Raw genomic sequence first — 12,420 nt, forward strand, 5'->3', positions numbered from 1 at the left:
GGAGATTGCATGCGTCAGGCGCAGGAACGGGAATTCCACAGCTTCGACCAGGTACCGCTGTTCTACCGGTACTGGGCGGGCACCACCGCAACCCCGGCCACCAAGGCCATCGTGCTGCTGCACCGCGGCCACGAGCACTCCGGCCGGGTCACCCACCTGGTCGATGAGCTGGACCTGCCCGACACCGCCTTCTTCGCCTGGGATGCGCGCGGCAATGGCCGTTCGCCGGGCGCACGTGGCGATGCACCGGGCTTCCCGGCGCTGGTGCGCGACCTCGATAGCTTCATTGCCCATATCGGTGCCGAGCACGGCATCGCGGTGGAAAATATCGTGGTGATCGCGCAGAGCGTGGGCGCGGTGGTCGCCGCGACCTGGGTGCACGATTACGCGCCGCGCCTGCGTGCGCTGGTGATGGCTTCGCCGGCGTTCAAGGTGAAGCTGTACGTGCCGTTCGCGCGCCCGGGCCTGGCCTTGATGCAGAAGCTGCGCGGCAACTTCTTCGTCAACAGCTATGTCAAGCCGCAGTGGCTGACCCATGATCCGGCGCGGGTGGAAAGCTACCGTACCGATCCGCTGATCACCCGGCCGATCTCGGTGCGCGTGCTGCTGGGCCTTTACGAAGCGGCTGACCGCATCGTCGCCGATGCGCAGGCCATCAGCGTGCCGGTGCAGCTGCTGGTGTCCGGTTCGGACTTCGTGGTGCACCGTGGCCCGCAGGATCGCTTCTATGAACGCCTGTCCAGCCCGATCAAGGAGCGGGTGCATCTGCCGGGCTTCTTCCACGACACGCTGGGCGAGCGCGATCGGGCACCAGCACTGGCGCGCATCCGCAGCTTCATCCAGGCGCGTTTTGCCGAGCCGCTGCGCGAACTGCCGCGGCGTGACGCGCACCGTCATGGACCGACCTTCGAGGAATCAGAGATCCTGGCGTGGCCACCCGAACGCAACAGCCTGGCCGACCTGCGCTGGCGCGTGGTGCGCGGCGGCCTGCGCTTCGGTGGCACGCTGTCCGAAGGCATTGCGCTGGGCCTGCAGACCGGTTTCGATTCCGGCAGCACGCTCGACTACATCTATCGCAACGAAGCGCGCGGCAAGGGCCCGCTGGGCCGCATGGTCGACCGCAATTACCTGGACGCAATCGGCTGGCGCGGCATCCGCATCCGTGGCCAGCACCTGCAGGAACTGCTGCGCGATGCTGCCCAGCGCCTGCGCGGGCAGGGCACGCCGGTGCGCGTGCTGGACGTGGCCGCCGGCCATGGCCGCTATGTGCTGGAAGCGCTGGGCCAGGGCGAACAGCGCGCCGACCGCATCGTGCTGCGTGATTTCAGCGATCTGAACGTGACCCAGGGCCAGGCCTTGATCGAGCGCCTCGGTGCAGCCGACATCGCCCACTTCGAGCAGGGCGATGCGTTCGATCCGGCGCAACTGGCGGCGGTGGACCCGGCGCCTACGCTGGCGGTGGTATCGGGCCTGTACGAACTATTCCCCGACAACGACGCCGTGCTGCGCTCGCTGCAGGGCATCGCCGCAACCGTACCGGTGGGCGGCTACCTGGCCTACACCGGCCAGCCCTGGCACCCGCAGCTGGAATTCATCGCCCGCGCGCTGACCAGCCATCGAGGCGGCGCCGCGTGGGTGATGCGCCGCCGTACCCAGCAGGAAATGGATGAGCTGGTGCGCCTGGCCGGGTTCGAGAAGGTGGCGCAGCGCATCGATGACTTCGGCATCTTCACCGTGTCGCTGGCGCGCCGGACCGCGTGATGGCGACGCTGGCCGCAACCCCGTTGGCCGTGGAAGGGCGCCCTTGGCGGCGCGCCCTGCTGTGGTTGGCGCTGCTGGGTCCGTTCTTCTTTGCCAGCTACGGCTTCGCCAACTGGATGGCCGGCCGCCACGCTACGCTGCCGGTGATGGCGTTCGCCTGGGAGACGCGCATCCCGTTCGTGCCGTGGACGATCGTGCCGTACTGGTCGATCGACCTGTTCTATGCGGTCTCGTTCTTCCTGTGCCGTCAGCGCCTCGAACTGGACCGGCATGCGCTGCGGCTGTTCAGTGCACAGCTGATCGCGGTCACCTGCTTCCTGCTGTGGCCGCTGCGCTTCAGTTTCGAGCGGCCGGAGATCGGCGGCGTGTTCGGTTGGCTGTTCGATGTGCTGCTGGGCTTCGACAAGCCGTTCAACCAGGCGCCATCGCTGCACATCGTGCTGCTGATCGTGCTGTGGGTGAAGTTCGCGCAGTATCTGCACGGCGTGTGGCGTTGGGTGCTGCATGTGTGGGCGCTGCTGATCGGCGTCTCGGTGCTGACCACGTTCCAGCACCATTTCATCGATATCCCGACCGGCCTGCTGGCCGGCTGGCTGTGCGTCTGGCTGTGGCCCGAGCAGGGCACGCCGCCACTGCGGGCCTGGCGCACGGCGCGTGATCCAAAGCGCTGGCGTCTGGCCTCGTTCTACCTGCTGGGCGCGGGGGTGCTGCTGGTGCCGGTGGTGGTGCTGGGGGGCACGGCGCTTTGGCTGCTGTGGCCGGTGGTGTCGCTGCTGCTGGTGGCGCTGGCCTATGCCGGGCTGGGTACGGCGGTGTTCCAGAAACGCGCCGATGGTCGCCTGACCGTGGCCGCGCGCTGGCTGCTGGCGCCGTACCTGGGTGCAGCCTGGATCAATTCGCGGCTATGGACGCGGCGTGTGCCGCAGCCGGTGCCGGTGATGGACGGCGTGTGGCTGGGGCGCATTCCCGACGGCGCGTTGCCGCCGCCACTGTCGGGCGTGGTGGATGCCTGTGCCGAGCTGTCCTGCCGCGCGCCAGGCGCGGCGTACGCCAGTGTGCCGATGCTGGACCTGGTAGTGCCCACGCCGGAGCAGCTGCGCGAGGCAGTCGAGGCCATCGAGCGGCTCCATGCGCACGGACCGTTGCTGGTGTGCTGTGCGCTGGGCTATTCGCGCAGTGCGGCCAGCGTGGCCACCTGGCTGCTGCGCAGCGGTCGTGCGGCCGATGCTGACGCTGCGGTCGCGATCGTGCGTGTGGCACGCCCCGGCATCGTGCTGGGCGCGGCGCATCTGCATGCCATCACCGCTGCAGCAGGAGCGCGCGCATGAGCACCGTTCCCGATCTGGCGACCATGCAGCTGCTGCTGCGGCAGGGGCGTTGGCCGGCATGCCTGTCGCTGGGCCTGTTGCTGGTGGCGTTGCTGCTGCTCGGCATCGAGACGGGGCTGGCGATGATCGCTGCCGGGCTGTTGCTGCTCAGTGTTGCCGCGGGCATCGCACAGGCCTACCACGCGTGGCGTGTGGGGCTGGATGCCGATCTGCTGCAGCTGCTGCGCGATGAGGGCCTGCACGACGAAGCCGCCGCGCGCCGCACCGATCAGCTGCTGCACGACAGTGGCCTGCGCCGTGCCTCGCCCGCTGCACAACTGCGCGGCTGGGATGCGCGTTGGGCCGGCATGCGCCGCCTGCTGCTGCGCCAGTACCTGCTGACCGCAGTGCAGTTCGTACTGCTGGTGGTGGCCGTGTTGTGGCCGCAGACGTGAACGGGAGGGACCGATGCTTGCCGAACTGATTGCCAGCGCCTGCAGTGGCGCGATCCATGTGGTGACCGGCGCCCGCGCGCTGTGGATCGGCTGTGCGCCGTCCAGCGAGCGTCGCGTGTACTACGGCAACCATGCCAGCCATGGTGACTTCGTGCTGATCTGGTCGTCGATGCCACCGGCATTGCGACGGCAGGTGCGCCCGGTGGCCGCGGCCGAATATTGGCAGCGCGACGGCCTGCGTCGCTACCTGATCGACGCGGTGTTCAACGGTGTGCTGGTCGAGCGCGAGGCCGGGCATCGTCAGCAGGATCCGCTGCAGGTACTGCGCGAGGCCGTGGACGAAGACTGCTCGCTGATCCTGTTTCCGGAAGGCACGCGCAATGTGGGCGATGAGCCGCTGCTGCCGTTCAAGAGCGGCATCTACCACCTGGCACGGCAACGACCGGAACTGGAGTTCGTGCCGGTGTGGATCGACAACCTGAAGCGGGTGATGCCCAAGGGCCGGTTCCTGCCGCTGCCGCTGCTGTGCACGGCCACCTTCGGTACGCCGCTGCGGCTGCAGGCTGACGAGGACAAGGCCGCCTTCCTGGCCCGCAGCCGACAGGCGCTGCTGGACCTGGCGCCGAATGGAGGTCGTGCATGAGTTTCGTGCTGGATGTATCTGGCGATCTGGCAACGCAGAGTGTCGGCCAGCAGACCGGCCTGCTGTTTGCCGGTGTGGGGGCGGTGCTGGTGCTGGCCACGCTGGTGGCCGAGACCCTGCGCTGGCGCCAGCGCGGCCAGCCCAGTGCAGTCATCGCCAACCTGGTGTCACGCATCCGCGCCTGGTGGGTGATGGCGATCGTGGTCGGGCTGGCGCTGTTCTTCGGACGTGCCGGGGTGATCGTGCTGTTCGCGATCATCTCGCTGTTTGCGTTGCGCGAGTTCATCACGCTGGCGCCGACCCGCTCGGGCGACTACTACGCGCTGCTGGCCGCGTTCTACATCGTCCTGCCGTGGCAGTACTACCTGGTGTGGATCGACTGGTACGGCATGTACACGCTGCTGATTCCGGTCTATGCGTTCCTGTTCCTGCCGATCCTGTCGACCATCGGCGGTGACACCACGCACTACCTGGAGCGGACCGCGAAGGTGCAGTGGGGCCTGATGATCTGCGTGTTCTGCATCTCGCACGTGCCGCTGCTGCTGAACCTGCACGTGCCGGGCTACGATCCGGCGCGCAACGTATTGCTGTTCGCTTTCCTGGTGATCGTGGTGCAGTCCTCGGACGTGCTGCAGTACATCTGGGGCAAGCTGCTGGGCAAGCATCTGATTGCGCCGAAGCTGTCGCCATCGAAGACGGTGGAGGGCTTCGTCGGTGGCGTGCTGAGTGCCAGCGCGCTGGGCGCAGCGCTGTGGTGGATCACCCCGTTCACGCCGCTGCAGGCGTTCGGCCTGTCGCTGCTGATCAACCTGATGGGGTTCTGGGGCGGCCTGGTGATGTCGGCGATCAAGCGCGACCGTGGCATCAAGGACTGGGGCCACATGATCGAGGGCCATGGTGGCATGCTCGACCGGCTGGATTCGGTGTGCTTTGCCGCGCCGGTGTTCTTCCACGTGGTGCGGTATTACTGGAAGGCGGGCGGCGGCGGTTGATTCTGCCGGCTTCCATCCACGCATCGCGTGGATCTACCGGTAGTGCCGGCCGCTGGCCGGCAACTGCAACATCGTGCCATCGTGCATCATTGGATTGCCCGCCAGCGGCTGGCGCCACCCAGGCGCGCGCTTACGCGCTGATGCCGTATTCCTTCAGCTTCTTGCGCAGGGTGGCACGGTGGATGCCCAGCATCGCCGCGGCGCGGCTCTGGTTGCCTTCGCAGTGGTTGAGCACTTCCACGAACAGCGGGATCTCCATCTCGCGCAGCACGATCTCGTAGACATCGTCCGCATCGCAGCCATCAAGGTCACGCAGGTAGCGGCGCACGGACTGGGCGACGTGTTCACGCAGCGGTGGCCGGGGAGCGCCACGACTGTTGTCAGGACGAGAAAGGACAGCGTTCAAGGGGGTTCCCGATTCGGTTGGCCCGTGCGCGCGGAGCGCGCGGCCGGACGAGGTGGTGGCGGCCAGTCTAGCGCGAGCGTGCCCAGCCTGCCACGGCTGGTCGCCTGCCCCCGGTCAGAGAAAGTCGAAGGTGAATGCGACGGTGGACGCAGCGGGCTCCTGTACCCGGAACGCGACGCGCGCGCTCTGGCCCGGTTCCAGCAGGGCTGCGCCGGGGTTCTCACCCAGGTATTGCGCGGGCGTGAACACGCCGCTGCCGATCACCCGGCCATCGGCATCGGACAATGACAGCCGCAGGTCCGGCCACGCCTGTGCCCAGCGCGCATCATTGCGGATGCTGGCCTGCACTTGCAGCACGCCGGCCTGGCCTGGCAAGGGGCGGATCTCGCGGCTGGTCATGGTGAACGCAGCGGGCTCGTGCCAGGCGGGCAGGATGCAGCGCAGCACGCCACACAGTGCACCCAGCCATGCGCGGTTGCCGGCGTCGGCAGCCAGCCGCGCACGGTCGGCCAGCACACTCTGCAGGACCAGCAACAACGCCAGCCCGGCGACCAGCAGCCAGTGCCAGCGGGGGGCTGGCTGCGTGCGCTGGCGTGCGCTGCCGAGGAAGCTGGGGGCATCGCTGGCGACCGCTGTTGCCTGCACCGCGGCCAGCGCCGGTTCGATGGCTGCAGCTTCAGCAACGATGACAGCGTCATCGTCGTGTCGCATTTGTGTGGCCGGTGGTTGCGCCAGATTGCTGGGCTCGGCCTGCACCTGCTCCACAGGCGTTGTCTGCCCGGTTTGATCCTGCATGCGCGGATCGGACGCAGGCGCAACCTCACCTTCCGGGGTCTTGCGCAGGAAGGTGGCCAGGGGGCGGCGGGGTGGGTTCGGCTCGGACATGCTCAGGGCGCGGGCTCGGATCCAGCGGTCATTCAACCACGATCAGGCGCGGCGCACGCCAGTGATGCGCATCCAGTCGCCGTCCTGGGTGGCCTGCAGATCATCGAACCAGGCCGCGTAGCGCTGCAGCAGTTCGCCTTCCTGGCCATGCAGGATGCCGGACAGGGCGATGCGGCCGCCGGCGGCGACGCGTGCGGCCAGCAGTTCGGCCAGCGCATCCAGCGCCGAGGCGAGGATGTTGGCGACCACGATCGGATAGGTCGCGGCCGGTTCGTCCTGCGGCAGGTACACGTGCATGCGGGCCTGTTCGCCGTTGCGCTCGGCATTGTCGGCGGTGGCGACCAGCGCCTGCGGATCGTTGTCCACGCCGATGGCTTCAGCGGCGCCCAGCTTCAGCGCGGCCAGTGCAAGGATGCCCGAGCCGCAACCGAAGTCGAGCACGCGCTGGCCCTGCAGCAGGCCATCCACGGCCAACTGGTCCAGCCAGCGCAGGCACAGTGCGGTGGTCGGGTGGGTACCCGAACCGAACGCCAGGCCCGGGTCCAGCCGTACCACGGCGGCGTCGGCGGCCTGTGCGGCGTCGGGCAGTTCGTGATTCCACGGCACGATCCAGGTACGGCTGCCGAAATCCATCGGCTGGAACTGGTCCAGCCAGGCGCGTTCCCAGTCTTCATCCTCGACCGCGCGGAAGCTGCCGCTGCTCCAGTCCAGTTCTGGATCGAAGGATTCCAGTGCGGCCAGCAGCAACAGCGCGTTGCTGTCGGCGGGGAACAGCGCGCTCAGCACCAGGGTGTCCCACAGCGGGGTCTCGCCCACGCCTGGTTCGAGAATGGCCTGTTCGTTGCTGGTATCGGCCTCGGCATCGAGCAGGGTCACGGCCAGTGCACCCACGTCCTCCAGCGCATTTTCATAGCGGGGCTGGGTGGCTTCGGTGCAGCGCAGGGTCAGTTCCAGGAACGGCATGGTGGTGGGGGCAATCGCGGGAAAGGGGGCCATGCTAGACCATCGGAGCGTCTCCGTATTGCCTGAGATGCTGTGCCTGGATGAACGAAGCCCGTTCAGACAGGCCCGTCGGGCCTTGCTAAACTTCGTGCTTTCCTGTGTGCCGTATCGCCCGCCGCCGCCGATGGCCTTCGCTCCTACCCTGAAAACCTGGTTGCTCGTGCTGCCGGCCGTGGCCGTGCTGGGCGTGGCCGGTTATCGGGCCAGCGGCCATGCTCCGGCTTCTTCGGTAGCCTCGGCGGATGTGGCGGCTGGAGGGGCGGCCACTGACAGTGCGGCACCGCTGCCGGTGATGCCGGAGGCGCTCGCGCGCCGGCTGGCACCCTTCGAGCGTGGCGGTGCATTGCCGTCCGGGCTGCCCCTGGATATCCGCGCTGATCTCGAAGAGGCCACCGACCTCTACGCCTATGCACAGCGGTTGCGTGCGCAGGCGGACGAAGGCAATCACGAGGCGCGCTGGATGCTCAGCCGTGTCTACGACTATTGCGCGCAGTATGCGGTCGATCCGGGTGGCTACCGCCTGGACAACAACGTGCTGGCCGGATTGGGCCTGACTGCCGCACCGGCGATGGTGCAGGCGCGCGAACGCGTCGCGCAGCGTTGCGGCGGGTTCGTGCCGGGCGACAAGCTGGGCACGGCCCTGGTGCTGTCCGAACGGCGCAAGGCGGCTGCACAGGGCAACCTGGCTGCCGAGGCTGCGCTGTTCGCCGAGGGCGAACCGCTGCAGGACAGCCCCGAGTACCGCCGTGACCTGGTTGAACGGGTGCGCACCTCGCGTGACCCGGAGGCCTTCATGGCCATCGCACCGGGGATGGGCGTGCGTGCCTCGGGTGACCGCGCGCTCAGCGGGCTGGTGGCGGGCGAGCAGCTGAGTGAACTCGCATGGCGGCTCGCGGCCTGCGAACTCGGTCTACCGTGTGGGGCAGACAGTGTGCTGGTCAACAGTTTTTGTGCGAACGGAGGGATCTGTTCGCAGGATGGTACGCAGGATTTCCGGGATTTCGTGTATGACGCTGCGGTATCGCGGCAGGGCGCTGGGAAGATGAAGGAATGGATCAAGCGATTGGTTGGAAAGAGGAACGAGCAATGAACTACCGCCGATTCCTGCACGGGGCCAAGTTCTGGTTCTGGGTGGCCCTGTTCGTGGCCTACTCGGCCGGCGCCGTTGGCCTGTTGATGATCGATACCTATGAAGATCGCTACCGGCATCTGTCGAAGGTGGAACTGACTACTGTGAAGGCGCAGGAAGACGTGCGCCGTGCCGGTGCCAGCCAGGTGGCTGCGGTCTATCGGGCGCAGAGCGGCATGCCGTTTGCGTCGCTGCCGGCGGGCAGCACCTTCCAGGTGGTGTGGCCGGATGGTTCGACCGAGACCATGGTGATCGTCGACCCGACCTCGCCCAACGGCGTGCGTCCGCTGGCGAACTCGCAGATCCCGGCCGAAGCTGCCGACAAGCGCTGATGCGCCTGCTGTAGCACCGGGCATGGGCTCGGCGCTGCAGCAATGGAAAAGGGCGGGGATATCCCCGCCCTTTTCATGTCCAGCACGCGGCGCCGATCAGGTCAGCGCGATCGGCTTGTTCTTGCGTTCGGCCAAACGCTTTTCCAGGTAGTGGATGTTCTGGCCACCGGCCTGGAAGCCCTTGTCGCGCATGATCCGCTGCTGCAGGGCGACGTTGGTCTTGATGCCATCGACCACCATTTCGCTCAGTGCCACGCGCATGCGGGCAATGGCGGTTTCGCGGTCCGGGCCGTGCACGATCAGCTTGCCGATCATCGAGTCGTAGTTCGACGGCACGCGGTAGCCACTGTAGATGTGGGTGTCCACGCGCACGCCGGGACCGCCCGGCGGATGGAAGCCGGTGATGGTGCCCGGGCTCGGCACGAAGGTTTCTGCATCCTCGGCGTTGATACGGCATTCGATGGCATGGCCGGTCAGCACCACGTCACTCTGCTTGATCGACAGCTTCTGGCCGGCGGCGATCTTCAGCTGCTCGGCCACCAGGTCGATGCCGGTGACCATTTCGGTGACCGGATGCTCCACCTGGATGCGGGTGTTCATTTCGATGAAGTAGAAGCGGCCGTCCTCGTACAGGAACTCGAAGGTGCCGGCGCCGCGATAACCAATGCGGATGCAGGCTTCCACGCACACCTTGCCGATCTGCTCGCGCTGCTCGGCGGTGATGCCCGGTGCCGGCGCTTCTTCCACCACCTTCTGGTGACGGCGCTGCATCGAGCAGTCACGCTCGCCCAGGTGGATGGCGTTTCCCTGGCCGTCGGCCAGCACCTGGATTTCCACGTGGCGCGGATTCTCCAGGAACTTCTCCATGTAGACCTCGCCATTGCCGAACGCGGCCTTGGCCTCGCTCTTGGTGGTTTCGATCGAGGTCTTCAGCGAGGCTTCGGCGTGCACCACGCGCATGCCGCGACCACCGCCACCGCCGGCCGCCTTGATGATGACCGGGTAACCGATCTCGCGGGCGATCTTGGTGTTGGCGACGATGTCCTCACCCAGCGGGCCGCCCGAGCCGGGAACGCACGGCACGCCGGCGGCCTTCATCGCGCGGATGGCCTCGACCTTGTCACCCATCATGCGGATGGTGTCGGCCTTGGGGCCGATGAAGATGAAGCCGGACTCCTCCACGCGTTCGGCGAAGTCGGCGTTCTCCGAAAGGAAGCCGTAGCCCGGGTGAATGGCCTGGGCGTCGGTGACTTCAGCGGCGGCGATCAGGGCCGGGATGTTGAGGTAGCTCTGCGGCGACGGCGCCGGACCGATGCAGACCGACTCGTCGGCCATGGCCACGTGCTTGAGGTTGCGGTCGACCGTGGAGTGCACGGCCACCGTGCGAATGCCGAGGGTGTGGCACGCGCGCAGGATGCGCAGCGCGATCTCCCCTCGGTTGGCGATGACGACTTTGTCGAGCATGGCGTGCCCCTCAGCCGATCACGAACAGCGGCTGGTCGAATTCGACCGGCTGGCCGTTCTCGCCGAGGATGGCGACGATGGTGCCGGACGTGTCGGCTTCGATCGGGTTGAACATCTTCATCGCTTCGATGATGGCCAGGGTCTCGCCTTCCTTGACCTGCTGGCCAACGGTAACGAAGGCCGGCTTGTCCGGGGCGGACGAGGCGTAGAAGGTGCCGACCATCGGCGAGCGCAGCACGTGGCCTTCCGGCAGTGCCGGGCCCGGCTTGGCGGTGCCGCCGGTGGAGGCTTCGGTCGGCGACTGCATCGGCATCGCCTGCGCCGCCGGAGCGGCCGGAGCGGCATACACCGGGGCGGCGACCGGGGCGGCGTAGCCGGCCACCGGCGCGCGCGACAGGCGCACCGACTCTTCGCCTTCCTTGATTTCGATCTCAGCCAGGTTCGACTCTTCCAGCAGGTCGATCAGCTTCTTGATTTTGCGCAGATCCATGAGGGCCTCTTTGGTTTCTTCTAGGTGAGGAGAGCGCCGTGGGCGCCCGGGTCGACAATCAGGTGGCGGATACCCGCAGCAGCGCCGCGTCCATCGCGTAGCGGTAGCTGTCGGCACCGAAGCCGCACACCACGCCCACCGCCTTGTCGCTGAAGTAGCTGTGCTGGCGGAACGGTTCGCGGGTATGCGGGTTGGACAGGTGGATTTCGATGAACGGCACCGCCACCGCCGCCAGCGCATCGCGCAAGGCCACTGAGGTGTGGGTGAACGCGGCGGGGTTGATCAGGATGAAGGCAGTGCCGTCGTTGCGTGCGGCCTGCACGCGGTCCACCAGTACATGCTCGGCGTTGGACTGCAGGCTCTCTACGGCGTGCCCGGCGGCCGAGGCCTGGGCAACCAGGGCCTGGTCGATGTCGGCCAGCGTGGTGTGGCCGTAGACCTCCGGCTCGCGGGTGCCGAGCAGGTTGAGGTTGGGGCCGTGCAGGACCAGCAGCTTCGCCATGGGATCCGGAAGACGGGAAAGGGCGGCAGTCTGGCGGAACCGGCGGATGCTGTCCAGTTCGGCGAAGTTTGCAGCGTTTCAATCGACCGTTTGAAATCTGCGGAAGCGCTTGCGGCCCTATGCGGGGCGGCGGATCAAGGCGCGCTGAATGCCGTGCGGGCGGTGGATGGATGCACGTAGGCCGACGATGGCGGCAAGGGCCACGCCGGGGGATCCGCGCCAAGCGCGGGCGACGGGGCCGGCGGTCAGTAGATCCACGCCATGCGTGGATGAAGGAAGTTCCATATGCAGCAAGCCACGCACCCACCGGAAGGGCGGGTCAGGTCTCCAGCGGCACCGTCGGCACCACGTTCGGGAACACCTCTTCCAGCGGCTCCCGTTCCCCAGGCTTCGGTGCCGGCCAGTTGTACGCGTTCACCGGCTGCGCGCGGTTCACCCACAACGCGTAATGCAGATGATCGGCGCGACCGTCGCCGGTGTTGGGATGGATCAGGATGGTCAGGCCCAGGCTGTTGAGCTGCAGCCAGGGCACCAGCACGGGGAGCAGGTCGTTGGTAAAGCCGAAATAGAACGAGGGCGTGACATGCGGCCCACGCGGCTCAAGGTTCCAGTTGCCCAGCTCCACCGGGAATCGCTCGGCGGCCCAGCGCCGTAGCAGCGCGGCCTTTTCGAAGCTGTCCTCATCGAAGTAGATGTGAGCGTGGTAGCTCTTGATGTCGGTGTAGGCGCGCGGGCGCGTGGGAAGCGTGGCCTCGCCGGGACGCACGCTGGCCGGGCGCGGGGTAGGCTCGCTGGCCGTGGCCTGGCCCCAGAGGCTGCGCCCTTCCGGTGCTGGCGGCACGATGGCGCGGAAGCCGGGGCGGCCAGGCTCGGTGGTGTTCACCGCGTCGTTGCCGCGCGGTGCTGCGGCGGCGGTCGAGGCACTGGCCAGGCCGCCAGCGGCCAGACCCGCCGAAGCGATCAGGCGTCGGCGTGCGGGCGAGAGCAGGTCGGCCCAGTGGGTGTCATCGGTGAGGGTCTGCGGGTCCGGGTGCATGAAGGGCTCCGTGGCG

General features: G+C 67.6%; 14 protein-coding genes. 7 read left to right on the top strand and 7 right to left on the bottom strand.

From position 1 onward, the window contains the following. The first annotated feature begins 9 nt into the window (after positions 1–9). From AC5P65_RS01690 to AC5P65_RS01710, 5 genes are read left to right on the top strand one after another with little or no spacing between them, the layout of a single operon-like run. Positions 10–1,761: a bifunctional alpha/beta hydrolase/class I SAM-dependent methyltransferase gene (locus tag AC5P65_RS01690; protein ID WP_021203252.1), complete on the top strand. Its 1,752-nt coding sequence runs from the start codon at positions 10–12 to the stop codon at positions 1,759–1,761. Then, positions 1,761–3,089 (top strand): phosphatase PAP2/dual specificity phosphatase family protein, encoded by a 1,329-nt coding sequence (locus AC5P65_RS01695; RefSeq protein ID WP_111098615.1) that lies wholly within the window; start codon positions 1,761–1,763, stop codon positions 3,087–3,089. The genes AC5P65_RS01690 and AC5P65_RS01695 overlap by 1 nt, the downstream gene beginning before the upstream one ends. After that, positions 3,086–3,523 carry a hypothetical protein gene (locus tag AC5P65_RS01700; RefSeq protein WP_021203254.1) on the top strand — a complete coding sequence of 146 codons (438 nt, stop codon included), beginning with the start codon at positions 3,086–3,088 and terminating at the stop codon, positions 3,521–3,523. The genes AC5P65_RS01695 and AC5P65_RS01700 overlap by 4 nt, the downstream gene beginning before the upstream one ends. A 13-nt stretch (positions 3,524–3,536) precedes the next feature. After that, positions 3,537–4,166 carry a lysophospholipid acyltransferase family protein gene (locus AC5P65_RS01705; protein WP_111098616.1) on the top strand — a complete coding sequence of 210 codons (630 nt, stop codon included), beginning with the start codon at positions 3,537–3,539 and terminating at the stop codon, positions 4,164–4,166. Further along, entirely contained in the window at positions 4,163–5,158 is a 996-nt protein-coding gene (locus tag AC5P65_RS01710; RefSeq protein WP_021203256.1) for a phosphatidate cytidylyltransferase, read from the top strand. The genes AC5P65_RS01705 and AC5P65_RS01710 overlap by 4 nt, the downstream gene beginning before the upstream one ends. Positions 5,159–5,288: 130 nt before the next feature. Here AC5P65_RS01710 and fis read toward each other — a convergent pair whose 3' ends face one another. From fis to prmA, 3 genes are all read right to left on the bottom strand, one after another. Then, a complete protein-coding gene (gene fis / locus AC5P65_RS01715; protein ID WP_005419706.1) occupies positions 5,289–5,564 on the bottom strand; it encodes a DNA-binding transcriptional regulator Fis in 276 nt (91 codons plus the stop codon). A 114-nt stretch (positions 5,565–5,678) separates the two neighbouring features. Continuing rightward, positions 5,679–6,449, bottom strand: a complete 771-nt coding sequence (locus AC5P65_RS01720) for a DUF3426 domain-containing protein (protein ID WP_495215392.1) — start codon at positions 6,447–6,449, stop codon at positions 5,679–5,681. Positions 6,450–6,491: 42 nt separating this feature from the next. Beyond that, positions 6,492–7,412, bottom strand: coding sequence for a 50S ribosomal protein L11 methyltransferase (prmA, locus tag AC5P65_RS01725; protein ID WP_026347109.1), 921 nt, complete (start codon positions 7,410–7,412; stop codon positions 6,492–6,494). Between the two features lie 163 nt (positions 7,413–7,575). Between prmA and AC5P65_RS01730 the strand changes: the two genes are divergently transcribed. Together AC5P65_RS01730 and AC5P65_RS01735 are read left to right on the top strand one after the other, a co-directional pair. Continuing rightward, on the top strand, positions 7,576–8,541 hold the full coding sequence (locus tag AC5P65_RS01730; protein ID WP_111097628.1) for a hypothetical protein: 966 nt from the start codon (positions 7,576–7,578) through the stop codon (positions 8,539–8,541). Further along, positions 8,538–8,912: a hypothetical protein gene (locus AC5P65_RS01735; protein ID WP_010481078.1), complete on the top strand. Its 375-nt coding sequence runs from the start codon at positions 8,538–8,540 to the stop codon at positions 8,910–8,912. The genes AC5P65_RS01730 and AC5P65_RS01735 overlap by 4 nt, the downstream gene beginning before the upstream one ends. 96 nt (positions 8,913–9,008) lie before the next feature. Here AC5P65_RS01735 and accC read toward each other — a convergent pair whose 3' ends face one another. The 4 genes from accC to AC5P65_RS01755 form a co-directional block, all read right to left on the bottom strand. Further along, positions 9,009–10,376 (bottom strand): acetyl-CoA carboxylase biotin carboxylase subunit, encoded by a 1,368-nt coding sequence (accC, locus tag AC5P65_RS01740; RefSeq protein WP_019660825.1) that lies wholly within the window; start codon positions 10,374–10,376, stop codon positions 9,009–9,011. 10 nt (positions 10,377–10,386) lie between these two features. Then, positions 10,387–10,866, bottom strand: a complete 480-nt coding sequence (accB, locus tag AC5P65_RS01745; protein ID WP_019660824.1) for an acetyl-CoA carboxylase biotin carboxyl carrier protein — start codon at positions 10,864–10,866, stop codon at positions 10,387–10,389. Positions 10,867–10,924: 58 nt separating this feature from the next. Continuing rightward, positions 10,925–11,368 carry a type II 3-dehydroquinate dehydratase gene (gene aroQ / locus AC5P65_RS01750; RefSeq protein ID WP_111097629.1) on the bottom strand — a complete coding sequence of 148 codons (444 nt, stop codon included), beginning with the start codon at positions 11,366–11,368 and terminating at the stop codon, positions 10,925–10,927. Between the two features lie 319 nt (positions 11,369–11,687). Continuing rightward, the gene (locus tag AC5P65_RS01755) at positions 11,688–12,404 is read right to left on the bottom strand and encodes a DOPA 4,5-dioxygenase family protein (protein ID WP_111097630.1); all 717 of its coding nucleotides are present in this window, start codon (positions 12,402–12,404) and stop codon (positions 11,688–11,690) included. Positions 12,405–12,420 lie beyond the last annotated feature (16 nt).

Source organism: Stenotrophomonas sp. YJH_SMC_48-3, assembly GCF_059369375.1.

Excerpts from the sequence above, each read along its gene's own strand:
- AC5P65_RS01690 (WP_021203252.1), top strand. The coding sequence starts at position 10 with ATGCGTCAGGCGCAGGAACGGGAATTCCACAGCTTCGACCAGGTACCG.
- AC5P65_RS01695 (WP_111098615.1), top strand. The coding sequence starts at position 1,761 with ATGGCGACGCTGGCCGCAACCCCGTTGGCCGTGGAAGGGCGCCCTTGG.
- AC5P65_RS01700 (WP_021203254.1), top strand. The coding sequence starts at position 3,086 with ATGAGCACCGTTCCCGATCTGGCGACCATGCAGCTGCTGCTGCGGCAG.
- AC5P65_RS01705 (WP_111098616.1), top strand. The coding sequence starts at position 3,537 with ATGCTTGCCGAACTGATTGCCAGCGCCTGCAGTGGCGCGATCCATGTG.
- AC5P65_RS01710 (WP_021203256.1), top strand. The coding sequence starts at position 4,163 with ATGAGTTTCGTGCTGGATGTATCTGGCGATCTGGCAACGCAGAGTGTC.
- AC5P65_RS01720 (WP_495215392.1), bottom strand. The coding sequence starts at position 6,449 with ATGTCCGAGCCGAACCCACCCCGCCGCCCCCTGGCCACCTTCCTGCGC.
- prmA (WP_026347109.1), bottom strand. The coding sequence starts at position 7,412 with ATGCCGTTCCTGGAACTGACCCTGCGCTGCACCGAAGCCACCCAGCCC.
- AC5P65_RS01730 (WP_111097628.1), top strand. The coding sequence starts at position 7,576 with ATGGCCTTCGCTCCTACCCTGAAAACCTGGTTGCTCGTGCTGCCGGCC.
- AC5P65_RS01735 (WP_010481078.1), top strand. The coding sequence starts at position 8,538 with ATGAACTACCGCCGATTCCTGCACGGGGCCAAGTTCTGGTTCTGGGTG.
- accC (WP_019660825.1), bottom strand. The coding sequence starts at position 10,376 with ATGCTCGACAAAGTCGTCATCGCCAACCGAGGGGAGATCGCGCTGCGC.
- accB (WP_019660824.1), bottom strand. The coding sequence starts at position 10,866 with ATGGATCTGCGCAAAATCAAGAAGCTGATCGACCTGCTGGAAGAGTCG.
- aroQ (WP_111097629.1), bottom strand. The coding sequence starts at position 11,368 with ATGGCGAAGCTGCTGGTCCTGCACGGCCCCAACCTCAACCTGCTCGGC.
- AC5P65_RS01755 (WP_111097630.1), bottom strand. The coding sequence starts at position 12,404 with ATGCACCCGGACCCGCAGACCCTCACCGATGACACCCACTGGGCCGAC.